We start from the raw sequence: 24,991 nt of genomic DNA on the forward strand, positions 1-24,991 counted from the left end.
GTCAATCTTTTCATCCCCCTCTTTTTCAAAGAGGGGTTAGGGGTGATTTACACTGATCTGTATTTGGGGGCGATTACTACTTCCAAAAAATATCTTTAACCGATAAATGCTGTAACTTTTTATTAGCTTTCTTTGCGACATGCGGTTGTTGTGCTTTTACCCAACCTAAAGCAAATAAAAATTGTGATTGTTCTAGTGCTTGTTTTTCAAAAATCTGTTCCGCCACAAATAGATCATTATAAAAACCTAAATATTCTTGGATTGGTTCTAGTTTATTCAGAAATTGCTGAACCTCTTTTTCAGGATAAAGCCCTGAAATAAAGTCGATGCAATAACGCAATTGCTTGATACGCTTACGAGTACGATGCTGTTCTTCAATTGCAAGCGTAGAAAACTGAGCTGCGTCCTCTAAAATTTTGTTAAAAAGCTTGCTCAAACTTTTAGCTACTTGTTTAGATAATTTTGATTTCGACTCATCACCACAATATATAAAACTAAATAATGATAAGAATAGCTGTGTTGTTTTAGCTGCACTGAAAAGCTTAGCGATATTGGAATCTATTTCAGCACCAAGAGGAAATTCAAAATCACAGCTTTGTTTTATAAGCGGAATCACAGAACCCTGAATTGCATCGTGATCACGTGATTGCCCCAAAGCCCTAAAAAGTTCTGCTAATTCATTTTCCCAAGTTGGATCAACCTGTGCTGACCAATTTGAAAAATGTTTTAAAGCAGAGCGTAAACGACGCAAACCGACACGCGTTTGATGAATATGATCAGCTTCAGAGACACCATTGGCAATTGCGGCAGCATTCGGCAATATCTGGTTTAAGGTATTTTCGACGATCAATTTAACTGCTTGTTCGGCGCTAATGTCGGATTCTAAGTTTAGCGGTTTGGCTTTGGTCGCAGGAGAAACACGTTTGCCAACTGCCAATAAATTACCGCGTTCTGCTTTGCTACGCACATCAAGCCATAATTGATATTTATCTACCCATGTCTTGGCAAAATGAATTAAGTCTTGTGCTACACCTTGTTTGAGTTCAAATTCGACTTCACAGATTTTGGCTTGATCGGTTGGGGTACGAATTTCACCGTCATCTAAACAAACTTCAATCTGTGAACCTTCAAACTCAAATACATGGAAACTTCGTTGTACATTGGTTTGAAACTGTAATTGTAGCTCAGCAGGCGTATCACCTAAAATTTCATGTAGCACCGTTTGAACGGTTCGGTTGTGCTGATAAAGTGATAAATCGAGTTCAGGTTCTTGTTCACATTTACCCAGATAAATATCTTCTTCAATGCGTTGTAGATGGTTTTTACTGGCGGCTTTAAAGGTTTGTACCCAGTGTTCACCTTCTTGGCGTAAACGGATAGCGACATAGTTTTTGGCAAGTAAGCGGTCAGCGGTATCATAATATTTGGCTTGGAGCTGAATTTTTTGCGCTTTTTGCTTATTCAGTGTTTGTAAAACGGTTTTTTTCTTAGATTCAGGAAGTTGAAATTTAAGCTCTATTTCCATGATGTTATGACTCCTGAGCGCAAAGAATGATAAATATAAAATGAGTATAACGGGTTGATCTCAAGAATGATTGTAAAGTTGTTTTAAGTCTGGATACGATGACACCTAATGACTTTATTTTGTGCAAAAAATGAATTAACGTGTGAACAATCTTGCACGATTAGGATGATCAAGAAATGAATGCACCAGCCAATATAACCAAGCCAGTGGAATTTTCATTACCGATTAAAAATTATAATGAATTCTATTATTTCTACCTGACAGAGCATCGTAGTATCACGAGCCGCCGATTGCATGTCGCAGGCAGTTCTATTGGCTTATATTTCTTTACTAAAGCAATTCGTCAGCGTAAAGCAAAATACTTCGCTTATGGCTTAGTCTCAGGCTATGCCTGCGCTTGGGTGGGGCATTTTTTCTTTGAACACAATAAACCTGCTAGCTTTAAACAGCCATTTTATAGCTTCATTTCTGACTGGAAGATGCTGTCGGACGTTGCACGTGGGCGTTTGAGTTTGGTTGATCGTCAATTGGATAAAATTGATTCTTAAAAATATTTTGCTTTAATACGATAAATGACATTTACTGTCGCAAAGCTGCTTCGGCAGCTTTTTTATTACCAAGTGTTCAAGTAAGATAATAAAAAATAAGAGAAATCATAATAATGGAACAACTTAATCCTTCCGATTTAAAAGCAATTTTACATTCTAAACGTGCAAATCTTTACTACCTTGAACATGCACGTGTCATGCAAAAAGATGGTCGAGTTTTATATCTCACAGAAGCCAAAAATGAAAACCAATATTGGAATATTCCAATCGCCAATACCACGGTCATTTTATTGGGTACAGGCACATCCATTACCCAAGCGGCAATGCGGATGCTCGCCAGTGCAGGAGTATTGGTCGGTTTTACAGGCGGCGGTGGAACGCCTTTATTTATGGGGAGCGAAATTGAATGGATGATGCCACAAAGTGAATATCGCCCTACGGAATATATGCAGGGGTGGATGAGCTTTTGGTTTGATGAGGCAAAACGTTTAGAGGCCGCAAAACAATTTCAGTTCGCTCGTATCGAATTTATCCGTAAAGTTTGGGCTAAAGATCGAGATTTACAAGCAGAAGGATTTTATCTTGATGACCAAGATATCACCCAAGCGTTAACAGGGTTTGAAAAGAAAATTCCACATCAAAGTAAAGTTGGTGATTTATTGCTTGCTGAAGCAAAAATGACCAAGCAACTTTATAAGATTGCGGCAACACGTTGCAAACTTAGTTTTGAGCGCAATCCTGAGCAGGGAGATTTAGCCAATAACTTTTTGAATCATGGTAATTATCTCGCATACGGTTTAAGTGCTACGACCCTTTGGGTGTTAGGCATTTCTCATTCATTTGCAGTGATGCACGGTAAAACGCGCAGTGGTGCTTTGGTGTTTGATGTAGCGGATTTAATTAAAGATGCTGTATTTTTACCTTGGGCATTTATTTGTGCCAAAGAGGGGCTGGCTGAGCAAGAGTTTAGACAGCAGTTACTACAAAAATTTACTGAATATCGCTGTTTGGATTGGATGTTTGATCAGGTGAAAGCACAAGCTTGCAGAAACTTTGATTTAGGGGATCATACGATATGATCGTTACCTTTATCTCTCAATGCGAAAAGAAAGCGATTGCTCGAACTCGCCGTGTACTCGATGCTTTTGCGGATCGAATTGGTGACAATACATGGCAAACAGTCATTACCGAAGATGGTTTGATTGCTGTTAAAAAATTATTGAGAAAGACTGTCACCAAAAGTACGGCAGTCAGTTGCCACTGGATACGTGGTCGTCGTAGAAGTGAGTTGCTGTGGGTCGTTGGAAATCGGAATAAGTTTAATACGCAGGGGATTGTGCCTGTGAATACGACGAAGAAAAAATTAGATCAAAATAAATGGGAAAATGACTGGCATTATTTACCTCTAATTAAAGCGTTGGTTGCAGTGTCCGCGTTACTTCACGATTGGGGCAAAGCAACGCTTTTATTTCAGCAGAAACTCCTCAGTAAAAATAACCAATTCAAAAGCGATCCTTTACGGCATGAATGGATTTCTTGTCTCTTGCTCAATGCATTGGTTCAATCATCGGGCGATATTGAAACTGATGAAGCATGGCTCAATTTATTTATCAGTCAAAGCTGGAATGAAGAAGTACTCAAACAAACGATTGTAAAAAACTCAGATCAATCAAAAGTTTTAGATCAACTTCCACCCTTAGCGCAGTTGGTCGCATGGTTGATCGTGTCACATCATCGTTTACCCAATTTAAAAAGTGAAGAAGAATATAAGAAATATGGCAGTGAAGATGTTTCATATATAAATAACTTATTTGAATTGATCAAAGCAGATTGGGGTTACCAAAATAAATTTGAGGAAAAAGAATATCAACAACGCCTTAAATTGTGTTTTGAGTTTAAACAAGGTTTGTTGACTCAGTCATCTGAATGGAACAAACAAATTAAAAAATGGTCAACACGTTTATTACAGGAGTCTCAAGCATCTCAACAGATATTTGCAGATGGTAGTTGGCGAGTGATTTTACATCATGCCAGATTGTGTCTTATGTTAGGTGATCACTATTATTCATCTTGTGAGGCGGATAAAACGTGGAAAACCAATTTATCACTCGTTGCAAATACTGACCCAAAAACGAAACAAGCCAAACAATTTTTAGATGAACATTTAGTACGGGTCAGTGACAATGCGATGCGAGTCGCTCAGTCTTTAAGTCGCTTAGCCGATGACATGGAACCCGCTTATGATATTCAAAAATTAAAAAAGAAAAGTCCTCAAGGTTTTGAATGGCAAGATCAGGCAGTGAAAGGGATACAGCAATTTATTCAAAAAAATGAAGGGATAGAGAAACAAGGTTGGTTCATTGTCAATATGGCGAGTACGGGTAAGGGTAAAACGATTGCCAATGCTAAAATTATGCAAGCTCTATCCAAGGATGGGCAATCATTACGCTATATCTTAGCTTTAGGACTCAGAACATTAACTTTGCAAACAGGCGATTCATATCGTCATGATATTGGTTTGAGCAATGATGAGCTTGCTGTTTTAATTGGTTCAAAAGCTGTTCAGGAATTACATCATCAAAATATAAAAAATACTCAGCCAGATGAAGTCAGTATTGAGGAAATAGGTTCAGAGTCACTAGAAGAACTATTTCAGAACAATTTGGACTTGTAGTTTTAGATAAATAATAAATGGGGGAAATATGGCAGAAAGTATTTATGCTTTTTTGAATGAGCGAAAAGAACTTTGGTTAAAAGATCGGATAAAAAAGGCGGAAAATGAAACGGTAATAGCTGAATTACGACAACAAGCAAATGATAAATTTAGTTTAAATGAGTGGTTACCTGACGCAGCAAAGCGAGTTACACAGCTTTCTATGGTCAGTCACCCAAGTAAATTCAGTCACCCAAGTGCAAAAACTTCAAGCGTGATTGCTAAAGTAGAACAATCTAATGATGGCTATTTACGAAGTGGGAATGTGGATTATTCATTAGATGTATTTGGCAATGCTGCTGCAATGGATGTATTTAAGTTTTTGTCCTTACCATTAAATGAAAATTTCACGGTATTGGACGGTTTTGAACAGCAAGATCAAGCATTGAAAACTCTAATTACTCATGCAAAATTAAACTTTGATACTTTAAGTACAGAATTTCTAAAAATTAAAGCAACAGATCATTCTGTTAAAACAGATCATTTGGTGAAACAAATTTATTTTCCAGTTCGTGAAGCACAATATCATTTACTTTCTATTTTAACACCATCAGGATTAATCACCCGACTAAAACAATCTATTGATGCGATACGTTTTTCTGAAGATACTAAACAAGCTAAAGAGGCACGTAAGAAAAATGAGCATCATGAAATAGGCTATGCTGATATTTTTGATTTGACTATTACTGGATATGGTGGAACTCAACCACAAAATGTCAGTGTTTTAAATAGTCAAAATGCAGGACGAGCTTATTTATTATCAAGTTGCCCACCTGTATTAGAAAAAAGAGCAACTCGGCTGCCTAAAACAGATTTTTTTCTTCAATGTTTATATAGAAAAAACTATCAAGACAGTTTTATTCAATTGCATAAATTTATGCAGCTTGATTTAAATAATATTGATATTCGAAATGCGATCCGAAATATCATTCAGTTTGTGATAGATCAAATATTGTTACAGGCATTAAGAACTAGAGAATATGCAACCGAAGGTTGGTCAAATCAAGATTATTACGCAAATTTACCTAAAGTACAGCGTATTTGGTTAGATAAAATTCATCAAAAAGAAAGAGAAGCAGATAATGACTGGTGTGATGAGTTAAGTAAAGAAATTGCTCGTTGGATATTACGGAGTTATGAAAAAATAATTAGCGATGCTTATACATTAGGAACAGGTGAGTTGCTTGATGTTAAACAACGTGTAGAAAAATCATTACAACAAGCAAAGGGATTTTTTTAATGCGCCATTTTTTATTGATTCCTCATTTAAAACTTCACAATGCCAATGCAATGAGTAGCCCATATACGATTGGATTTCCTGCAATGACTGCGTGGCTCGGTGCTGTTCATGCCTTACAACGCCAGTTACAGAGCAAAGCTTGTGATGTAATTTTAACGAAAATGGCAATTAGTTGTCATGAATTTAATTTGCAAACTTATAAAGGGCAAGGGGATTTTGTTCATTCCATTATAGGTACTGCAAACCCCTTAGATAAAGATGGTAGTCGTCCTGCTTTTATTGAAGAGGCACGTTGTCATTTAGAAGTTTCACTTTTAATTGAAGTTGAAAATCTAAACATAAAAAAGAGAGAGCGACTTTTAGAACTTATTCCTGATCTCGTGTGCAGTATGAAATTTGCAAGTGGAGATGTTTTAGCAGTGAAAGATTATCAAATCATAGATTTTGATGATGAATATGAAAATCAAGATAAAGAGTTAAGACCTATCTTAAATAAACTCATGCTAGGACACGTAATCATTGAGCGCCGTGATCTTGTTATAGAAAGTATGAATGAGGGTAAAGATGCACTAGATGCGGTTTTAGATTATTTGAAGGTCACCCATAGTTCTACTATAGATGAAAATGACAAAGTGACATGGGTATCAAAGCGTAAAGCTCAAGGTTGGCTTGTGCCTATTGCTGTTGGTTTTCAGGGAATTTCTGAACTTGGACAAGCAAAAAATCAACGTGATGCTAATACTCCACATCGATTTGCAGAAAGTGTTTTAACGTTAGGTGAATTTATGATGCCGTATCGTATAGAACACATTGATCAACTGTTATGGAAATATCATGTTGATTTAGAAAATAATTTATACCTTTGTCAAAACCAAACAACAACTTAATTTTATATTGAAAAAAAGGAAAAACTCATGGCTAAAAATGAAAAAGCAATTGCAAGTGTACTGGCATTTGAAAAGAAACTTGTTCCATCTGATGGTTATTTTTACGGAACAACTTGGATTAATCGTAATGAACAAACAGCATTAAAGCTGATTGAAAAATCGGTACGAGGAACGATTTCAAACCGTTTAAAACCTGCCGTTGCAGGTGACCCAATAAAATTGAATGCCGAGGTTGAAAAAGCCAATTTACAAACTGTAGATGCATGTGCTTTGGGAGAAAATCAGGACACCTTAAAAGTTTCATTTACGTTGAAAGTACTCGGTGGAGTTGAAAATCCATCTGCTTGTAATAACGAAATATTTTTAAATTCTTATCAAGCTGTAGCAAAAAACTACATCGAACAATATGGTTTTACTGAGCTTGCTAAACGCTACGCGCTCAATATCGCGAATGCTCGGTTTTTATGGCGTAACCGTGTTGGTGCTGAAAAAGTAGAAGTTGTTGTTACAATTAATGATCAACCAGCGGTCATTTTTAATGCTTTGCAATATCCATTGCATGACTTTGATCAGATTGATGAGAAAGTACAAAATTTAGCAAACCAAATTGCACATGCTTTAAAAGGTGAAACAGCTTATTTATTAATTAAAATTGAAGCTTATGCTTTAGTTGGTAAAGCGCAAGAAGTCTATCCAAGTGAAGAATTGGTATTGGATAAAGGAAAAGGCAATAAGAGCAAAATTCTTTATCAAGTGAATGATGTTGCTGCAATGCATTCTCAAAAAATCGGTAATGCACTGCGTACGATTGATACTTGGTATCCTGAATTTGATGATAAAAAAACAGCAATTGCGATAGAGCCGTATGGTGCAGTTACAAATCTTGGAAAAGCATATAGAACTCCGAAAGATAAAGTTGATTTTTTTAATTTATTTGATAAGTACGCTTTAGGTGAGTCATTGGCTAATACTGAACAAGAACATTATGTGATGGCAGTTTTAGTTCGTGGTGGAGTATTTGGTCAAAGTGGAAAGGAGTAATCAATGGATTATTACCAAGAAATTACTTTGATTGATCAAGCTGAGATTTCACCTTATTTCCTTTGGTCAAAAATCTATATGCAGTTACATTTTGCTTTAGTGGAAATGAAAGATCAGTACAATCAAGTGCCAATAGGAATTTCTTTTCCTGATTATGTGTATGAAACAAAGGAAAATAAAAGATCTAAAGTTGGTTTAGGTGGGAAACTACGTATTTTTGCTATATCTGAAATAGATTTACAAAAACTAGATATCCGAAAATGGCTAGATCGTTTATTAGATTACACACATATCACGAGTGTACGTCCTGTCCCTGAAAGGAGAATCACAGGCTATGCCATTTATAGGCGTAAACAGGTGAAAACTAATCCACACCGTTTGGCTCGTCACCGTGTGAAGCGTGGTGATATTGGTTTTGATGAAGCATTGGCTCGTTATAGTAATGTTGTAACAACAACGGATTTACCTTATATCCAATTGCAAAGTTTAAGTACTTCTGATGAACAAGATAAGAGATGGTTTAAGTTGTTTATTGAAAAGAAATCTGCTGAAAAATCTGAAACTCAGGTTTTTAGTACTTATGGTTTAAGTTCACAGAGTTCTGTACCCGAATTTTAACCCAATATTTTTATACTCTTTAACAGCTTAATAAAATCAATAAGTTATAAACGTGGGTTAAAACTTGGGTCTTTTATTAGATTTAAAGCTTAACTCACTGTTATAACTTTATTTTTTGTGTTAATTTTACTGTTCACTGCCATGTAGGCAGCTTAGAAAAAAATGACCGTGTAAGAGTAAAGAGCGTCCAAGTTCACTGCCATGTAGGCAGCTTAGAAAAGAGAGTCGGTGTGCTTTTTTATTGTTTACGAGTTCACTGCCATGTAGGCAGCTTAGAAAGTCCTTGACCATCTTTAAATTTGCGCTTGTAAGTTCACTGCCATGTAGGCAGCTTAGAAAAACAAGAATCATTGCAGCAGATAAAAAACCAAGTTCACTGCCATGTAGGCAGCTTAGAAAATACTGGCGCATTCACCCAAACCGTATTGCCAGTTCACTGCCATGTAGGCAGCTTAGAAAATTTAGAATTTTCGCTACTGATGGGTCTGCAAGTTCACTGCCATGTAGGCAGCTTAGAAAAACAAGTTGTGGTTGTTCAGTCACTTGATACTGTTCACTGCCATGTAGGCAGCTTATAAAGTTTAAATTAAATAGATTTTTATTTCCTAGTCATATTTTATTAGTTAAAATAAAAAAATAAAAAGAGTTTATGCTTTATTATTTTATGCGTAATTCAATATTATTTTTGGGGACTTATATTTGTGAAAAAATATCCTATTATTCTAAATATTCTGTTATTTAGTTTCATACAAAGTGTATGGGCGAATATGAGTCCTCAAACTCGAATTATCAATGGTAATACGACTACAGAAGCACAAATCCCGTGGCAAGTTGCAGTTGTACTTAACCCTTTAAAACCTTACCAGTCCTACCATTGCTCAGGAAGTCTAGTTGCAGATCATTGGGTGGTGACAGCAGCACATTGTATTGAACCACTCGAAAAACAAAACAGTGATTATTATATTTTGATTGGTGCACAAAATTTGCAAAGTATTCAAGCAGGACAAATTATTAAAGTTAAAAAGGGGTATATACATGAGAAATATAATAATCGTATTTATGATAACGATATTGCACTATTAGAATTAGAAGGTGATGTGGATTTTATAAAGTGTGGTGTAAATTGCCAAACGATTGACATTATGAATCCCGTCTTAGAACAACAAAATGCATTGATTGTAAATATGGTACAGATTGCAGGGTGGGGCGTATTAGAAGATTGTGACAATACTCAATCTCAGACTTGTAAAGATTATGAAGGAAAAAGCATTAGAAACCCTGCGCTGTATCCAACAACTTTAAGATATACCACGCTAAAATTAGCCAATTGTCTATCTTCATCATCATTATATAGCGCGCAACAAATCACTCAGAATATGCTTTGTGCAGAATCACCGATGCAAGACAGTCTTACAGATGCTTGTTATGGTGATAGCGGTGCAGGTTTAACGATTAATAATTTAGAAAAACCATATTTGCTAGGTGTTGCGAGTTGGGGAATTGGTTGTGCCAAGGTTGGTTATCCTAGTGTGTATACTCGAGTTGCGAACTATTCAGATTGGTTAAATGCTTATCTGCATCCAAATACCGTTCCCGAACAAAAAAGTAGCCAAACAAGCCAATCGGGTGGTGGAAGTGTCAGTGTGTTCATGATTTTATTCTTAGTAATGTTGGCGATTGTACGTTGGCGCTTTATTAAAAGTGCTTAATATTTTTGCTTTATACTGAATACCTGAAATTGATGAGTTTTAACTATGCGCGGCCTTTATCTTATTACCAATGATGATCCTCTCCAATTATTATTAGAAAAATTAGAGGTCGCTTTGGCGACAGGGAATATTGCGATTTTACAGTATCGTCGTAAGAAAGTCGCAAAAGCTGATCAGCCTGATGAAGTTCAACAAATCAAAGCCCTCTGTGAAACATACCAAGTTCCATTTGTGATTAATGATGACTTGGAATTGGCTGAGCAATTTGGTTTAGGTGTACATCTTGGACAGTCTGATGGTGAAGTTACGGATGCCGCTGCACGCTTATCACAAGGTGTCATTATTGGTCGTACCTGTCTTAATTCATTAGAATTGGCTGAGAAAGCAATTGTTGAAGGTGCAACTTATGTGGCTTTTGGTGCAGTTTATGCAACTTCAACTAAACCTGAAGCGGGGAATGTTGGGATCGAAGTGATTCAACAGGCAAAGCAAAAATTTGATGTACCCATTTGTGCAATTGGTGGTCTTACAGTTGAAAATTCTCAGCTTGTGATTGATGCTGGGGCGAGCCTTTGTGCAGTCATTAGTGATATATTAGGACGATCAACAGCCGAAATTCCTGCTCGTGTAAATGCATGGGCAAAGTTATTTGCATAATTTTTTGCATCGTTTCGACATTTTATTCTTCGATTCTAGGTTGAGTCTTTTATGAGTTTATCTCCAAAGCAAGAACAGTTATTTAAACAAGCAAATAAACATATTCCAGGTGGTGTCAATTCACCTGTACGTGCATTTAACGGTGTTGGTGGTACGCCTGTCTTTATCGAAAAGGCAAAAGGTGCGTACTTGTGGGATGTAGATGGCAAACGTTATGTGGACTACGTGGGCTCATGGGGACCGATGATTCTAGGTCATGCACATCCTGATATTATTCAGGCAGTACAAACTGCGGCGGAAGATGGTTTAAGTTTTGGTGCGCCAACCGTACATGAAACCACTTTAGCGGATACGATTTGCGAGATCATGCCTTCAATTGAAATGGTGCGTATGACCAGTTCAGGTACAGAAGCGACCATGACCGCAATTCGTTTGGCACGTGGTTATACAGGGCGCGACAAGATTGTAAAATTTGAAGGGTGTTATCACGGTCATTCAGATTCGTTATTGGTGAAAGCAGGCTCAGGTTTACTCACTTTAGGTGAAGGTGAACCAACCTCAAAAGGCGTACCTGCTGATTTTGCAAAGCATACTTTAACGCTGCCATATAACAATATTGAAGCGCTGAAAGAATGTTTTAGCAAGTTTGGGCATGAGATTGCAGGTGTGATTATTGAGCCAGTTGCAGGCAACATGAACTTGGTTACGCCAATTGATGGTTTCTTGCAAGCGATTCGTGATGTATGTGATGAGTACAAATCAGTATTTATTATTGATGAAGTGATGACGGGTTTCCGTGTTGCTTTAGGCGGCGCACAATCGGTTTATAACGTAAAACCAGATTTAACGACTTTAGGAAAAATTATTGGTGCAGGTTTGCCAGTCGGTGCTTTCGGTGGTAAACGTGAAATTATGGAATGCATCGCACCTTTAGGCGGTGTTTATCAAGCAGGTACTTTGTCAGGGAATCCATTGGCAATGCGTGCAGGGATTGCGATGTTCAAGCATCTCCGTGAACCAGAGTTTTATGACAAGCTTTCGGCACAGTTAGCGAAATTGCTTACAGGATTACAAGCTGCGGCAGATGAAGCGGGTATTCCATTTAAAACGCAACAAGTCGGTGGCATGTTCGGTTTGTATTTCACCGATCAAGAGGACATTACCAGCTTTGATTCGATGTTAGCTTGTGATGTTGAAGCATTTAAGAAGTTCTTCCATGGCATGTTAAAGCGTGGCGTATATCTTGCACCATCTGCATTTGAAGCAGGATTTATTTCATCTATGCATTCAGATCAAGATATTGCAGAGACCATTCAAGCAGCAAAAGAAACTTTTGCAGAGATGAAAAAATAAATCCTAAGACCTAGAAAACTTATGCATTGTATAGTGAGTTTTCTAGGTCTTTTAAATGACACCATTGTTTTAATTCTTCAATTTGATCAGGTTGAATATTTAAATGATATTTAAGCTGATCAAAGAGCTTATCTCGATCTTTAAACTCAAGATAAGGTTGAATAACTAAAAATAATTTTTTCCAAATATCATCGGTTATTTGCCATTGACAGATATGAGATAATTCTAAAAAATCCTCAATAATAGATTCATCCATCCAATAATCTTCACCATCTTGATGTTGTTGTGTCTGCAAATAATTCCATAATAAGGGCTGTGTTTGTGCCGTAAACTGGGTATGGTATTTTAAATAGGGCAATAGTTCTTTAATTAATTCTTGATCATTTTTTTCTATTCCTTTTTTTAATAATTGTATAATTTTGTCTACTGCATATAAACCTTGTTCTTGCCATTGAATTAATAATTCGATACTTGTATTGAGTGGTGTCTCACCATCACAACCATAAGGACCATCTAAAGCATCGAGTAAGTGCTGTTTAAACCAATCATCTTGGATGCCAAGACCATGTAAGGCACGCATTGCAGACATGGGTAAATACCATACTTCATGATTATCGTGTAGTAATGTGGCTAAAGTAGTAATAATATCTTTAGGAATAACTATGTCTTTGCATTTCTTTAGAGCATCAATTGTTGCATAGAAAACATTGCCTTGCTGTGATTGATAAGTATCGAAGCACTGCAAAATAAAATTTTGTAATTCCGTAGGTAATGCTGTTTTCCGCATACTGAGGATAATGAGTAAATCTGCTTGTAGTTTATCATTTTTGGTATGTTTAAACCGTTCGGGAAGAGCAAGGAGTAGTTGTGGGAACTGATCATAATACTGATTAATAAAATCAAAGATGTGTATCCCATCTCTTGCAAAATGTTGGTTTCTTGAACAGAGTGTATACAAGATTTCAATATCTTCTATTTTGAATTCAGCATGAGGTAAATTGATTAAAAATGGAAATATCTCAAAAGGATATTGCTGGAAGGCTCGCCAGATTAAAGGAATATTATGGTCAGCATAAGGTGTAAAAATATTTATCCAATGAGCCAAAACATGATAGCTATAAATTTGTGATTGTGGGGCAGAAGTTGCTTTTAAACGATCATGTTTTTCTAAGTAAAAGTGAATAAAGTCAGTCAAAGCTTGTTTTTATCTGGATATTCAGCAATTAAATTTTTACAAAATACTGCTGTGAACGCACTATCAGATTGTCCATGTAAAACTTCAATTTCATTAATCAATTGTGTATTTAGAAAGTCCTTTTCTTGTAATATTTGAGTGAATAAAAGAATTGCTTGTTGTTTTGCTGAATGTATAGCCATGTTCGTTTTTATTAGGGTAATGATTAATTTTGATTTTATCATAGCGTTTGTTAAAAATTAGCCAATTTTACTGAAAATTTGATTGTAATTTCTCTTCAAGCTTTTTATGATTGCCCGCTTGTTTTCATCCAGTCGTTGGAAGGTACGCTTGAGTAATTTTCTAAGTGAACATTTGATTCATCGTGATGAAGATTTTATGGTCATCCATAAACCTGCTGGGCTTCTGACAGTGCCGGGGAAAACACCTGATTTACAAGACTGTTTGATCAATCGTTTATTAAAATTAGAACCCAAAACTCTACTCATTCATCGTTTAGATCGAGATACCTCAGGCATTTTGGTGTTTGGTTTATCCAAATTTGGACAGAGCAATATTTCACGTCAATTCCAAGACCGTCAAACCTCAAAAATTTATCAAGCTTTGGTTGCTGGTCATTTAGAGGGTCAGGGCACAGTTGATATTCCTGTGATTTATGATCCAAGTCGTCCACCATTACATATCGTTGATGCAACACATCACAAGCCTGCATTAACCGAATGGCAAGCAATTGAACATTTCGAAATTCAAGGACAAGCGGTAACGCGCGTTAAATTGACTCCGATTACAGGCCGTTCACACCAACTTCGTGTACATATGCAATATCTAGGTCATCCAATACTAGGAGATACCTTATATGCAACTTCTGAACAGCAACAGCTTTATGCACGTTTGTGTCTTCATGCAACACAACTTAGCTTCACTCATCCTAAAACAGGCACTCAACTCAGTTTTGACTACCCAGTGCCGTTTTAATCGTATTTTTTTGATCAAACTAGATGTAAAGCGCGCTATTTCAGTCAGCTTTATGTCAAAATATTGAGGTTATTGGGTGATTCATTTTCACCATAATACCAAATTTAAAACTACATAAAGTAGCTTAAACTTTCATCAGTTTAAGGCATACAATATGTGGGCTAACATGAAAAAAGGTGGAATAAATTGCAGCCGTTTGCTATTGGTCAACGTTGGTTATCGGATACAGAAACTGAACTCGGTCTAGGTGTTCTTATTGATGTAGATGAACGTTCTATCAGTATTTTATTCCCGAAAAGTGATGAAACGCGTGTTTATGCACGTAACAACGCGCCTTTGTCTCGTATCATCTTCAATGTCAAAGATGAAGTGCAAGATCAAGAAGGTGTTAAGTGGATTGTTGAATCGGTTGAAGATCGTCATGGCGTGCTGCGTTATGATGTGGTTCGTAGCCTAGAAAATGGCGAACAAGAACGTAAGTCATTGAACGAAACCCGTATCGGTGCACAAATTCAGCTATCAAAACCTTTAGAGCGTTTGTTAGCGAGCCAAATTGATTATAAAGAATGGTATGACCTTCGTATTGAAGCGATGCTATTGCAAGCGCAAATGCATACCAGTCCTTTACGTGGCTTCCTTGGCGCGCGTGTGGGTTTGATTCCACATCAACTGTATATCGCACACGAAGTGGGTAAACGTTTTGCACCACGCGTATTGTTAGCCGATGAAGTCGGTTTGGGTAAAACCATTGAAGCGGGTTTGATTATCCATCAACAACTGAAAACAGGACGTTCAGAGCGTATCCTAATTTTAGTGCCTGATTCATTACAGTATCAGTGGATGATTGAAATGCGCCGCCGTTTCAATTTACAATTTTCTCTATTCGATTTAACGCGTACTGCTTCGATCAAAGAACATGATCCTGATCTTAACCCATTCCTGACTGAGCAATGCATTATTGCCAGTGTCGATTTGATGGTTGACCATGATGATTTGCGTGAGCAAGCGGTTGAGGCAGGTTTTGATTTACTGGTTGTCGATGAAGCACATCATTTGATGTGGAGTGAAGAAGACGGCGGTAATGATCGTTATGATCTTGTCGAAGAGTTGGCTGAACAAACAGCGGGTGTCTTACTTCTCACTGCAACGCCTGAACAATTAGGTGTAGAAAGCCATTTTGCACGTTTACGTTTACTTGATCCGCAACGTTTTAGTAGCTTAGATCGTTTCCTTGACGAAGAAGAACAATATCAGCAAACAGCTAAAGTTGCCGAAGTCTTAATGTCAGATGAAGCACTGACTGAAGAACATCTTGCTGCTTTGGATAGTTTATTGGGTCATCGTATTGATGATCAGCCTGAACAGCGTATGCGTGCGATTCATGAATTATTAGATCGTCATGGTACAGGTCGTATTTTATTCCGTAACACACGTGAAGCGATTCAAGGCTTCCCAGGTCGTGATTGCCAGCCAGCACCTTTGCCAGCACCAGAAGATTGGTCATTTGATGGCAAAATGCGTGAGCAAATGTGGCCAGAAGAAGGTCAACTTGATGGTGCATGGATGGAAAATGATCCGCGTGTGCCATGGTTAATGGAAGTACTACGCAAAGATTTAAAACACAAAAAAGTGTTATTGATCGCACGTAGTGGGCCAGTGGTAGAGGCATTAGAAAATGTATTGCGTTTACATGCAGGTATTCGTACTGCCATGTTCCATGAAGGTATGAGCTTATTAGAGCGTGACCAAGCTGCGGCATACTTTGCAGAAGACAGTTATGGTGCTCAAATCCTCCTCTGTTCTGAGATTGGTTCGGAAGGACGTAACTTCCAGTTTGCCAGCGATCTCATCCTATTTGATTTGCCTGCAAACCCAGATGTACTTGAACAACGTATTGGTCGTTTGGATCGTATTGGTCAAGAAAATCGTATTCAAATTCATGTGCCTTATTTAATTGGTACAGCACAAGAACGTATGTTCCGTTGGTACAACGAAGCACTGAATATTTTCAGTAGTATTTCTCCAACCGCACAAACGCTGCAAGAAAACTTTATTATTGAACTCAAAGATTGTTTATTGGCAGATCAAGGTCAGACGTTTGAGGATTTACTTGAAGAAGTGAATGTACAACGTCAAGCTTTAGAAGCTGAGTTACAAGCTGGTCGTGATCGTTTGCTTGAGTACAACTCTTGCCGTCCAATTGTGGCACAAGGCATTGTGCAAGCACTTGAGGATTATGATGACAACACGACTTTACCAATGTTCGTGAAGCGTTTCATGTCATCAACCAATATTGATTTTGATGAGCAAAGCAACGGTACAGTGATCATCAAACCAACTGATCAAATGCAAGTTCAAGGAATCACCTTGGATGAAGAAGGCATGACAGCAACCTTCTATCGTGATCAGGCACAAATCCGTGAAGATGCACAGTACTTAACTTTGGAACACCCATTTATTGAAAGTGTGATGGAAATGATCCGTACACAATCATTTGGGAGTACTAACGTTGCATTACTCAAATCGAATGCGTTAAAACAAGGTTCAGTTTTATTGGAAGTTTGGTTTAAGGTCGATGTCGTTGCACCAAAAGGGTTGAACTTACCGTCAAGTTTGCCGAAGCAATTGATTCGCGTATTACTGAGTGAAACTGGTCAGGATTTATCTGCCAAGATCGATCCAAGTATTTTGCGCCCATATTTGCATCATCTCGATGGCAATAGCTGCCGTCAAGTTGTGAAAGCACGCCGTGATGTAATTGAACAGCGTTACGCACAAGCTTTAGATATTGCCAAAACCTCTTTGCCAGAGTTGATGCAACAAGCAAAAGAACATTATGGCAGTAAATGGCAATATGAAATTGACCGTTTAACTTATCTTAAGCAATTTAACCCAAGTATTCGTCAAGATGAAATTGAGCGTTTACAAAAGTTCCAGAAAGAGGGGCTAGGCTTATTAGATGGTCTTTCTGTGACCCCAGAAGCGATTCAAGTCTTAGTTGTGGTTAAGCCTTAACTGAAACAGCAATAAAAAAGAGGACAATTCAAGTCCTCTTTTTTATGCCGATTGATTTAGTGATCAATATTGGCTTCTAAGAACCATAAATATTGATCCAGATCTTCGAGTGCTGCATGGATAATATCTTCAGAGATTGGATCTTTAATTTGCTCGATTGTATCTCGAAGATGATTTGCAACGACAGCATAACGATCAGCCAACTCTTTTAAGTGATCTTGCACTGCATGGATTGCAACAGGATAAGGCTTAAGATGTGAGGTCTCTGAAACCGTTTGTGTTGTTCCGAGCGCTGTTCCACCAATCTGTACCGCACGCTCTGCGACATTGTCTAAATGGGTAATAATTGAGGTGCGGAATGTATCTAACATTTCATGCACTGCAATAAAGTTGCTCCCACGCATGTTCCAGTGCGCTTGTTTGGTAAGCAATGATAGATCAATAAGGTTAGCAAGTATTTGATTTAATATTTTAACGGTGGCTTCTTTGATGGCATCATCTAAATTATTACGTGTATATACTTTCAAAGCCGCTGCTGAAGAATTCATAGTTACCTCATTCAATTATAATGTGATGAAACATCGTGAATAAAATGATTCATTTAGTCTTTAGCATATGCTTTGAGTGGGCATCTGAATGTTTTAATTCGCAAGGCTTTTGTAATTTTATTTATCATCATTTTTCTTTTTATTACTTTGCTAAATGAGTTGAAATAATAGATTGATCTATTGAATCTGAATAGCTCAAATATAATTCAGATCAAACCAGCATCTTTGCATTCTAATTTAATGTAAGCGTAAAAAATCGGTGCAACGATTAAGCCACTCAAGCCGAAAATTGATTCAAAAATGAGCATAGCCAAGAGTACTTCCCATGCACTCGCATTAATTTTTGTACCAATGATTTTTGCGTTTACGAAATATTCAAGTTTATGAATAATGACTAAATATGCTAAAGCGATGGCTGCAACAGAGAGTGAAATGGTTAAGCCAGCCATGATAATCAAAGTATTCGAAATCAAGTTACCAATAATAGGTAAAAGACCAAAAATGAAGGTCAGAATAGTCAGTGTTTTAGCAAAAGGTAAATGGATATGGAAGAGAGGCAAAACGATAAAAACAAAAATGATAAATAGTGCTGTATTGATTAAAGAGATTTTTACTTGAGCAAAGACAACATTTTTGAATGAAATCGAAAGCTTCTGAATACGATGTAAAATAGCAGCTTTAAAGACAGGTTGTGGTGCGTGCTGCTTAAAGTTCTGAATTGAAACCAAGATACCTACAATTAAACCGATCAGCATGGTTGCTAAGTTATGCAGAATATCGGTACCTGTATTTTTTACAATTGAAATATTATTCTTGATGAAGGACAAGATCTGATTCTTGATATCTGCAACACTATGAGGAAGATAACCAGGGACATATTGACTCATTTCAGCTTGGAATTTAATGAGGGTTTGATCAATCTTAATGTTAAACGAGTTAAGACCTGTTCCTTTCAAATCATAGATCACAAAGCTAATTAAACTGGTAATAAAAAAGCCAATCAAAAATGTGGTCAAAATTCCAAGAATAATACTGATAAAGATACGCGCACGTTGTCCATCAATATGTTTTTCAACAATTGAGCTTAGACTGTTAATAATTTCGAAAATCAAGAAACCTGCAAAAAAACTAGGCAACAAATGCAGGGGAATGACCATCACTAAAAACAAAAACATCAGTAAAAAACTGGCGATGATGCTTTGACGGTCATTGAGAAGAGTCATGATCTGTATGCCTAGACTTGTTTGTAGTTATGATAAATGAAAAAGATAAAGTATTAATTGCTCTAGTTTATGCTGATGAAATTGCTTAATCAATTTCCATTTTATCAAAATGACGAGCACCTTCTAAAATCATACGAATCATCACCATGGTTTGCTCTGCAACTCCAGTGCGTTGTTCCGAGGGTAAATCAATTACTTTTGCACCCATATTGAAAACCAATTGAGTAATTGCTTTTGCTGCAATATCAGCATGACTAATTTTACGATCATTCATTTGTTCCAAGCGAATCAGGTCTTCTTGTAATTCTTGCTGAAAGAAATTCAGCTGACGATCTACAGCCGATTTATACGAGGTAGAACCTGTATAACCTTCACGAAGTAATAAGCTGAGGTAGCCTTCATCCGCATCTAATTGTTGAATGAAAACTTCAACCGAACTGCGGATAATGCTTTGCTGCATAGAGGCTTGTAAACGCGCTTCGCGAATGATTTTACGTAATACCAAACCTGCACGATCGATGAGAGCGATAGCCAGTTCATCAATATCTTTAAAATGTCGATAAAAACTATTTGGTGCAATGCCTGCTTCACGCGCTACTTCACGTAAGCTCAAAGATGCAATACTTTTCTGTGGACCAATTAAATTCAGTGTCGCCTGAAAAAGTTCTTCTTTGGTAATGGTTGCTTTTCTACCAACCGAGCGTACAGGAGATTTCATAGCAATGACATCTTGTTCATTTAGTGTGTCATGACCGAGCGGTAAAAAAGTAGAAGACTGAACCATTATTTTCAAAATATAAGTAAGCTACTCGGGATTATAGCGATTGTCTGACTACTTGGGAAATGTAAATTCTTATACGAATATATATACAAATATATATACACATGTATAATAATTAAAAAATGATCAGAGTTCCCGCTCATGCAAGCAGTCGAAAAGAGAATTTCTCTATTCAATTCAATAGCCCAAAGCGTAATTACGAACCATGATGCCAATTTTTGGCTACAAAAAATCAATCCACTGTGGTCTTTGAATCAATCACTCGCCAAAGTTGTAAAAAAACAAACGGTAGCTAAGGATACAGTAAGTCTTATTTTGCAATGCAATCGTCATGTACAGCGTGGTGCAGCAGGACAACATCATCCTGTCACTGTTGAAATAGCAGGGCGTCATTACGAACGCACGTATAGTTTGATGCAATTAGATGCAGATCATCTCTGTTTAACCGTCAAAAAAGTTGATCAAGGTTTGGTGAGTTCATGGTTGGTTGAGCAAGCTAAAATAGGGGATATTGTCTATTTAGGGCAACCTTATGGCGATATGCAGCAGCATATTCAAACTCCTAACTTGTTATTACTTGCAGCAGGTAGCGGCATTACCCCGATGCTGAGCCTGATCGAAAGTTTGAGTCAAACCAAGCAGTTTTCGACGACATCTGTCCAGTTGATGTATTGGGTGAAAACTCAGGCCGATGCCGCCTATGCTGAATATTTAAAAGAAACGGCAGAAAATTTCTCTCAATTCAGTTATCAAATTTTTTATACCCAAGAGCAAGATCAACGTTTAAATCAAAATCATGTAGAGCAAATTTCAGCTTTAAATGAAACCACTGTATATGCCTGTGGTCCATCGGGTTTTGTGAGTACAGCAGAAAAATTATTTTCTTGTGCTGCTTTGCTTCAAACCGAAGCTTTTAGTTTAAGCCAATTTGATGTGGATGCTTCGGAAACTGGTTTTATAAATGTGAGATTGACTCAATCCAACAAAACGGTTGCGATACCTAAAGGGCAATCCATTCTTTCTAGTTTGGAACATCAAGGGATTAAACCTAATCATGGTTGTCGTATGGGCATTTGTAATAAATGCGCCTGCACTAAAGCGCAAGGCTCAACGAAGAATTTGTTGAATGGTTCAGCGAATCATGAACCTGCTCAACTATTAAAAATTTGTGTAAATTCCGCTCAGTCTGATCTAGTGATTGATCTATAAATGAGAAATTAATTATGAATATGCCTGTTAAAATTGAATATTTTAAAAATCCTAAAAATCGTGATTTAACTGCTTCAGAATTAGATGCTTTTGCACGAGAATTAGATCAGATCAAGCAAGAAGTATTGGATGACTTAGGCGAAAAAGATGCGAAGTATATTCGTCGTGTTTATTCGTCAATCCGTTATAGCAGCTTACTCGGACGAACTTTGTTGTTTGCAGGATGGTTTCCACCAGCATGGTTATTAGGAACGGGGCTATTGGGTTTTGCCAAAATTATGGAAAACATGGAGTTAGGTCATAATGTGATGCATGGACAATATGACTGGATGAATGATCCAAAATTTAATGGTCAGACTTACGAATGGGATACCGTTGGAACCTCTGATAATTGGCGCCAAACACATAACTACAAACATCATACTTATACCAATGTGAAAGGTATGGATGATGATGTGGGTTATGGTGTATTTCGTTTATTTCCCGAACAACGTTGGACAAAGTTTACTTTAATTCAACCGATTTATATTGTGCCATTCAGCTTATTATTCCAGTGGGGAGTTGCGATTCAAAATCTTGAACTCGGCAAAGTGATTTATAAACGTAAATCAATGACGCAATTTAAACGAGAATGGCAACCAGCACAGAAAAAAATAGCGAAGCAACTTTTTAAAGATTATGTGTTTTTCCCATTGATTGCAGGACCTTCAGCGATCCCAGTTTTTACTGGAAATTTAGTTGCTAATGGGATTCGTAATATTTGGACTTTTAGTATTATTTTTTGTGGTCATTTTACTAAAGATGCTGAGGTCTTCCCAAAAACTGTTTTACAGAATGAAAGTCGCGGTCATTGGTACATGCGTCAAATTCGTGGTTCTTCTAATTTAACAGGTTCAGAAGCATTTCATATTTTGACAGGGCATTTGAGCCATCAAATTGAACATCACTTATACCCAGATATTCCCGCTCGCCGCTATCGTCAAATTGCACCTAAAGTGGAAGCTGTATGTGAGAAATATGGTTTAAATTACAATAATGCTAGCTTTGTAAAACAATTCGGTGAAGTTGTAGGGCGTATTTTTAAATATGCGCTTCCTTTTAAAAAGTAAAAAAATAACTCAAGTAGAACAGCCCCGAATACCGTGTTCGGGGCTTTTTACTTTTATTTTTTCTTTTTTGAAACCCACATGGTAATGGTGGCGTGAAAGACTTTTTCATTCTGTTGATCAATTACATCAACATTCACCAGATATTCTCCAGCTTTATCCCAATCGTAGTGCTGCTCTACTGGGGTAGCGATCGCAATTAAATCAGTTTCCGCTTTCTTTAAATATTCTACGGTCATGCCTTTTGGAATCCAGCGATGTGAAGTTGGAACAGTCACCTCAGTCATCGTGCCGCCTGCAAGTTCGGCCATATTACACATTGCAATCGCATGAACTGTACCAATGTGATTCAGCACTGCGCGTTTTTTCTTAATGGATATTTTACAAGAGTTCGGTTTTAACTCCTCAAATAAAGGAGAAATGCTACTGAAATAAGGTGCTTTTAAACAAAGCATACGTGTGAACGTCCATTTTCCAGCAGGTAAAACTGAAACCTTATTCCATAATTCCAAAGTTGATGCCATTAGATGATTCCCTACAAAACAGAATTAAATTCTTTTGCGGAATATAATTCTGTTTACAAGTTGTGGTCAAGTCATACACAATAGTTCCGATGATTGGTAAATTTAAATAACTTATGCAAACGGCTCAGCAATTATTAGAACGCTTATATCCACAACGTAGATCATTGTTAAAAAGACAAATCTTATTGGACGCATTGGTATATTTTCTTGAATATGGTCTCGATGCGACCAGTATTGAAATGATCCGAGACAAATCTGAAAGTAGTGTCGGGGCAATTTATCACCATTTTAAAAACAAAGAGGGGGTGATTGCTGCACTGGTTTTTGCTGCTTTAGATGATCAAGCAGCATTACGAGATCAATATCTAGAGCGTACACAGTCTTTAAGAGATGTATTGAATGCTTTAATTTATAGTTACGTTGATTGGGTTTCTGATCAACCTCATTTTGCAAAATTTTTAATGCTTGCTCATTTTAATGTGATGCAAAGTGAGTACCGACCATTGTTAAATGAAAAAAATAAACTGAGAAATCAAAAAATCGTGAGCTATATGTCGACATATAGCGATGCTAAGTTATTGAAATCAGTACCGCCTGAATTGATGATCTCATTGGTGATTGGTGCAACTGAAAGTTATTGTCGAGCATGGTTATCTGAAAAAGTGCTTACCAACCCAAATGTTTATCGGGAAAACTTGGCCCAGGCTGCTTGGGATTCATTGCAAAATTTAAGTTATTCAGCATAAAACTGATTAGAAAAACAGATTATTAGGATTATAAATCATGACAGTATTAGAGCAAGAACAACGATTCAATGGCACTTGTCTATGCGGGGAAATAAAATTTCAGTTTCATAGATCTAAAATTAAAACGATCTATCGTTGTTATTGTAGTTTATGTCGTAAGCAGAGTGGGGCAGCTTCGAATACAGCGACATTGATTTCGTCAGAACAATTCGATTGGCAGCAAGGTGAGCAATTTATTCAGACTTATCTCAAAGTAACAGGCTTTACCAGTTCGTTTTGTAGACAATGTGGTTCGCCTGTACCCAATGCGCTTGGCAGTAATGCAAAAATAATGTGGATTCCATTAGGTTTAATTCAACAAGATTTTAAACCAGATGCAGAATTAAATTTTTGCATGAATTCTAAAACCAGTTGGGCTGGCGAGAATGAAGCACATATTTCATTTGACGAATTACCAAATGGTATACAGCTTCAACATTATTTTGAGCTAAATGAATAAAAAAGCAGAAAATTACTTTTCTGCTTTAAAGAAAATGATAATTCTATTTAAATTGGATTGAGCCATTAGCACTGACAGTAATTTTCGATTCACCAGCAGCCATGTCTTGTGCTGGAGCTGCTTCAGCCATCGCAAATTTTGCCATGCCACCACGCATCATTGGTTGAGGAAAATAATTACTTGTATTCAAATTTAAACTGACAAGATTATATTGCGTTTTATTCCAAGCCTGAGTAATCGCTTGTGCGCGTTGCTGAAAGTTTTTAGAAGCTTCAATCATCAGTTCATTTTCAACTTTTTTACGTTGTTCGTCAGATACGCTAAAACTAATCGATTGGGTCTGAAAGCTTTGTTGTAGTTCACTAATCAACTGGCTTGCTGCTTTAAAGTCTTTACTTTCAATTTGGATTTCTGCGCGCGCGCGCCATTCTTTTAACTTATTATTATCATTGTCATAAATAGGGTAAGTACTTTGAGCACCTGTTTCGACTTTTACTTGTGGATATTTACGAGAAATTACTTGCGCTTGATTCATCAACTGATTGATTTGATTCGAAAGCTCTGCGGGTTGCTTATTGCTTCTTTCAATATAAAGCACAGCACGCATTTCGTCATTCGCAACTTGGCGTGCTGCATCTGCTTGGATATTCACAATATTATAATTTAAGCTTTCTGTTTCTTGAGCAAAAAGGGACGGGCTGAGTGCTACGCCGATCATCATAGTCGCAAGTGCTAAAGTACGCATAAAATATTCCTTAAAATTTGGTATTAAACATTTATTTTTACAAGTCTGATATTAGAAACAACTGATGGGGAACTTTTGCATTTTTTGTGGTGTCTTTGTAATATATTAATAGTGTTTTGCAACAGAAAAATTAA

General features: G+C 37.1%; 23 protein-coding genes, 1 pseudogene and 1 CRISPR repeat array. Of the genes and pseudogenes, 16 read left to right on the forward strand and 8 right to left on the reverse strand.

The window, feature by feature from the left end; translation table 11 throughout:
• Nucleotides 1-76: 76 nt before the first annotated feature.
• Nucleotides 77-1,525, reverse strand: coding sequence for a CHAD domain-containing protein (locus tag ACN19N_RS04500; protein WP_420002047.1), 1,449 nt, complete (start codon nt 1,523-1,525; stop codon nt 77-79).
• A 176-nt stretch (nt 1,526-1,701) separates the two neighbouring features.
• Here ACN19N_RS04500 and ACN19N_RS04505 point away from each other — a divergent pair, with 176 nt between their 5' ends.
• From ACN19N_RS04505 to hemL, 10 genes and pseudogenes are all read left to right on the forward strand, one after another.
• Nucleotides 1,702-2,073, forward strand: a complete 372-nt coding sequence (locus tag ACN19N_RS04505; RefSeq protein WP_420002048.1) for an Mpo1-like protein — start codon at nt 1,702-1,704, stop codon at nt 2,071-2,073.
• Nucleotides 2,074-2,186: 113 nt separating this feature from the next.
• Nucleotides 2,187-3,152, forward strand: a complete 966-nt coding sequence (gene cas1f / locus ACN19N_RS04510) for a type I-F CRISPR-associated endonuclease Cas1f (protein ID WP_420002049.1) — start codon at nt 2,187-2,189, stop codon at nt 3,150-3,152.
• Nucleotides 3,149-4,741: pseudogene (locus ACN19N_RS04515) on the forward strand (HD domain-containing protein); the annotation flags it as partial. The gene cas1f and the pseudogene ACN19N_RS04515, both read left to right, overlap by 4 nt.
• A gap of 34 nt (nt 4,742-4,775) precedes the next feature.
• Nucleotides 4,776-6,026, forward strand: a complete 1,251-nt coding sequence (gene csy1, locus ACN19N_RS04520) for a type I-F CRISPR-associated protein Csy1 (RefSeq protein ID WP_420002050.1) — start codon at nt 4,776-4,778, stop codon at nt 6,024-6,026.
• Nucleotides 6,026-6,913 (forward strand): type I-F CRISPR-associated protein Csy2, encoded by an 888-nt coding sequence (csy2, locus tag ACN19N_RS04525; RefSeq protein ID WP_420002051.1) that lies wholly within the window; start codon nt 6,026-6,028, stop codon nt 6,911-6,913. The genes csy1 and csy2 overlap by 1 nt, the downstream gene beginning before the upstream one ends.
• A gap of 27 nt (nt 6,914-6,940) precedes the next feature.
• Nucleotides 6,941-7,954: a type I-F CRISPR-associated protein Csy3 gene (gene csy3, locus ACN19N_RS04530; protein ID WP_420002052.1), complete on the forward strand. Its 1,014-nt coding sequence runs from the start codon at nt 6,941-6,943 to the stop codon at nt 7,952-7,954.
• Between the two features lie 3 nt (nt 7,955-7,957).
• Nucleotides 7,958-8,572 carry a type I-F CRISPR-associated endoribonuclease Cas6/Csy4 gene (cas6f, locus tag ACN19N_RS04535; protein ID WP_269239261.1) on the forward strand — a complete coding sequence of 205 codons (615 nt, stop codon included), beginning with the start codon at nt 7,958-7,960 and terminating at the stop codon, nt 8,570-8,572.
• Between the two features lie 130 nt (nt 8,573-8,702).
• Nucleotides 8,703-9,151: direct repeats of the CRISPR family, unit length 29 nt; unit sequence AGTTCACTGCCATGTAGGCAGCTTAGAAA.
• Nucleotides 9,152-9,339: 188 nt separating this feature from the next.
• Nucleotides 9,340-10,281, forward strand: a complete 942-nt coding sequence (locus tag ACN19N_RS04540; RefSeq protein ID WP_420002053.1) for a S1 family serine peptidase — start codon at nt 9,340-9,342, stop codon at nt 10,279-10,281.
• Nucleotides 10,282-10,326: 45 nt separating this feature from the next.
• Complete coding sequence (gene thiE / locus ACN19N_RS04545; RefSeq protein ID WP_420002054.1) at nt 10,327-10,938, forward strand: thiamine phosphate synthase; 612 nt, start codon at nt 10,327-10,329, stop codon at nt 10,936-10,938.
• 51 nt (nt 10,939-10,989) lie between these two features.
• The gene (hemL, locus tag ACN19N_RS04550; RefSeq protein ID WP_420002055.1) at nt 10,990-12,291 is read left to right on the forward strand and encodes a glutamate-1-semialdehyde 2,1-aminomutase; all 1,302 of its coding nucleotides are present in this window, start codon (nt 10,990-10,992) and stop codon (nt 12,289-12,291) included.
• Nucleotides 12,292-12,310: 19 nt separating this feature from the next.
• On the opposite strand, the gene ACN19N_RS04555 is transcribed toward hemL, so the two are convergent.
• Both ACN19N_RS04555 and ACN19N_RS04560 read right to left on the reverse strand, forming a co-directional pair.
• Complete coding sequence (locus ACN19N_RS04555) at nt 12,311-13,486, reverse strand: hypothetical protein (RefSeq protein WP_420002056.1); 1,176 nt, start codon at nt 13,484-13,486, stop codon at nt 12,311-12,313.
• Entirely contained in the window at nt 13,483-13,668 is a 186-nt protein-coding gene (locus tag ACN19N_RS04560; RefSeq protein ID WP_420002057.1) for a hypothetical protein, read from the reverse strand. The genes ACN19N_RS04555 and ACN19N_RS04560 overlap by 4 nt, the downstream gene beginning before the upstream one ends.
• Nucleotides 13,669-13,816: 148 nt before the next feature.
• On the opposite strand from ACN19N_RS04560, the gene ACN19N_RS04565 reads away from it, so the two are divergent.
• Complete coding sequence (locus tag ACN19N_RS04565) at nt 13,817-14,461, forward strand: RluA family pseudouridine synthase (RefSeq protein ID WP_420002058.1); 645 nt, start codon at nt 13,817-13,819, stop codon at nt 14,459-14,461.
• Between the two features lie 186 nt (nt 14,462-14,647).
• The gene (rapA, locus tag ACN19N_RS04570; protein WP_269239267.1) at nt 14,648-17,476 is read left to right on the forward strand and encodes an RNA polymerase-associated protein RapA; all 2,829 of its coding nucleotides are present in this window, start codon (nt 14,648-14,650) and stop codon (nt 17,474-17,476) included.
• A 56-nt stretch (nt 17,477-17,532) separates the two neighbouring features.
• Here the strand turns inward: rapA and dps are convergent, their stop codons facing one another.
• From dps to fabR, 3 genes are all read right to left on the reverse strand, one after another.
• A complete protein-coding gene (gene dps / locus ACN19N_RS04575; protein WP_269239268.1) occupies nt 17,533-18,024 on the reverse strand; it encodes a DNA starvation/stationary phase protection protein Dps in 492 nt (163 codons plus the stop codon).
• 206 nt (nt 18,025-18,230) lie between these two features.
• Complete coding sequence (locus tag ACN19N_RS04580) at nt 18,231-19,247, reverse strand: AI-2E family transporter (protein WP_420002059.1); 1,017 nt, start codon at nt 19,245-19,247, stop codon at nt 18,231-18,233.
• A gap of 85 nt (nt 19,248-19,332) precedes the next feature.
• A complete protein-coding gene (gene fabR, locus ACN19N_RS04585) occupies nt 19,333-20,031 on the reverse strand; it encodes an HTH-type transcriptional repressor FabR (protein ID WP_293735050.1) in 699 nt (232 codons plus the stop codon).
• Between the two features lie 138 nt (nt 20,032-20,169).
• Between fabR and ACN19N_RS04590 the strand changes: the two genes are divergently transcribed.
• Nucleotides 20,170-21,237 carry a ferredoxin reductase gene (locus tag ACN19N_RS04590; protein WP_420002060.1) on the forward strand — a complete coding sequence of 356 codons (1,068 nt, stop codon included), beginning with the start codon at nt 20,170-20,172 and terminating at the stop codon, nt 21,235-21,237.
• A 14-nt stretch (nt 21,238-21,251) separates the two neighbouring features.
• On the forward strand, nt 21,252-22,346 hold the full coding sequence (locus ACN19N_RS04595; RefSeq protein ID WP_269239270.1) for a fatty acid desaturase family protein: 1,095 nt from the start codon (nt 21,252-21,254) through the stop codon (nt 22,344-22,346).
• A gap of 53 nt (nt 22,347-22,399) precedes the next feature.
• Here the strand turns inward: ACN19N_RS04595 and ACN19N_RS04600 are convergent, their stop codons facing one another.
• Nucleotides 22,400-22,867 (reverse strand): hotdog fold domain-containing protein, encoded by a 468-nt coding sequence (locus ACN19N_RS04600; RefSeq protein ID WP_420002061.1) that lies wholly within the window; start codon nt 22,865-22,867, stop codon nt 22,400-22,402.
• Nucleotides 22,868-22,980: 113 nt separating this feature from the next.
• Here ACN19N_RS04600 and ACN19N_RS04605 point away from each other — a divergent pair, with 113 nt between their 5' ends.
• The gene (locus ACN19N_RS04605) at nt 22,981-23,613 is read left to right on the forward strand and encodes a TetR/AcrR family transcriptional regulator (RefSeq protein ID WP_420002062.1); all 633 of its coding nucleotides are present in this window, start codon (nt 22,981-22,983) and stop codon (nt 23,611-23,613) included.
• A gap of 37 nt (nt 23,614-23,650) precedes the next feature.
• Nucleotides 23,651-24,112, forward strand: coding sequence for a GFA family protein (locus ACN19N_RS04610; RefSeq protein WP_420002063.1), 462 nt, complete (start codon nt 23,651-23,653; stop codon nt 24,110-24,112).
• Nucleotides 24,113-24,155: 43 nt separating this feature from the next.
• On the opposite strand, the gene ACN19N_RS04615 is transcribed toward ACN19N_RS04610, so the two are convergent.
• Nucleotides 24,156-24,857 carry an SIMPL domain-containing protein gene (locus ACN19N_RS04615; RefSeq protein WP_293746385.1) on the reverse strand — a complete coding sequence of 234 codons (702 nt, stop codon included), beginning with the start codon at nt 24,855-24,857 and terminating at the stop codon, nt 24,156-24,158.
• Nucleotides 24,858-24,991 lie beyond the last annotated feature (134 nt).

The sequence above is a fragment of the Acinetobacter sp. LF10 genome (assembly GCF_048585715.1).
Classification (GTDB): domain Bacteria; phylum Pseudomonadota; class Gammaproteobacteria; order Pseudomonadales; family Moraxellaceae; genus Acinetobacter.

Excerpts from the sequence above, each read along its gene's own strand:
- ACN19N_RS04500 (WP_420002047.1), bottom strand. The coding sequence starts at position 1,525 with ATGGAAATAGAGCTTAAATTTCAACTTCCTGAATCTAAGAAAAAAACC.
- ACN19N_RS04505 (WP_420002048.1), top strand. The coding sequence starts at position 1,702 with ATGAATGCACCAGCCAATATAACCAAGCCAGTGGAATTTTCATTACCG.
- cas1f (WP_420002049.1), top strand. The coding sequence starts at position 2,187 with ATGGAACAACTTAATCCTTCCGATTTAAAAGCAATTTTACATTCTAAA.
- csy1 (WP_420002050.1), top strand. The coding sequence starts at position 4,776 with ATGGCAGAAAGTATTTATGCTTTTTTGAATGAGCGAAAAGAACTTTGG.
- csy2 (WP_420002051.1), top strand. The coding sequence starts at position 6,026 with ATGCGCCATTTTTTATTGATTCCTCATTTAAAACTTCACAATGCCAAT.
- csy3 (WP_420002052.1), top strand. The coding sequence starts at position 6,941 with ATGGCTAAAAATGAAAAAGCAATTGCAAGTGTACTGGCATTTGAAAAG.
- cas6f (WP_269239261.1), top strand. The coding sequence starts at position 7,958 with ATGGATTATTACCAAGAAATTACTTTGATTGATCAAGCTGAGATTTCA.
- ACN19N_RS04540 (WP_420002053.1), top strand. The coding sequence starts at position 9,340 with ATGAGTCCTCAAACTCGAATTATCAATGGTAATACGACTACAGAAGCA.
- thiE (WP_420002054.1), top strand. The coding sequence starts at position 10,327 with ATGCGCGGCCTTTATCTTATTACCAATGATGATCCTCTCCAATTATTA.
- hemL (WP_420002055.1), top strand. The coding sequence starts at position 10,990 with ATGAGTTTATCTCCAAAGCAAGAACAGTTATTTAAACAAGCAAATAAA.
- ACN19N_RS04560 (WP_420002057.1), bottom strand. The coding sequence starts at position 13,668 with ATGGCTATACATTCAGCAAAACAACAAGCAATTCTTTTATTCACTCAA.
- dps (WP_269239268.1), bottom strand. The coding sequence starts at position 18,024 with ATGAATTCTTCAGCAGCGGCTTTGAAAGTATATACACGTAATAATTTA.
- ACN19N_RS04580 (WP_420002059.1), bottom strand. The coding sequence starts at position 19,247 with ATGACTCTTCTCAATGACCGTCAAAGCATCATCGCCAGTTTTTTACTG.
- fabR (WP_293735050.1), bottom strand. The coding sequence starts at position 20,031 with ATGGTTCAGTCTTCTACTTTTTTACCGCTCGGTCATGACACACTAAAT.
- ACN19N_RS04590 (WP_420002060.1), top strand. The coding sequence starts at position 20,170 with ATGCAAGCAGTCGAAAAGAGAATTTCTCTATTCAATTCAATAGCCCAA.
- ACN19N_RS04595 (WP_269239270.1), top strand. The coding sequence starts at position 21,252 with ATGAATATGCCTGTTAAAATTGAATATTTTAAAAATCCTAAAAATCGT.
- ACN19N_RS04600 (WP_420002061.1), bottom strand. The coding sequence starts at position 22,867 with ATGGCATCAACTTTGGAATTATGGAATAAGGTTTCAGTTTTACCTGCT.
- ACN19N_RS04605 (WP_420002062.1), top strand. The coding sequence starts at position 22,981 with ATGCAAACGGCTCAGCAATTATTAGAACGCTTATATCCACAACGTAGA.
- ACN19N_RS04610 (WP_420002063.1), top strand. The coding sequence starts at position 23,651 with ATGACAGTATTAGAGCAAGAACAACGATTCAATGGCACTTGTCTATGC.
- ACN19N_RS04615 (WP_293746385.1), bottom strand. The coding sequence starts at position 24,857 with ATGCGTACTTTAGCACTTGCGACTATGATGATCGGCGTAGCACTCAGC.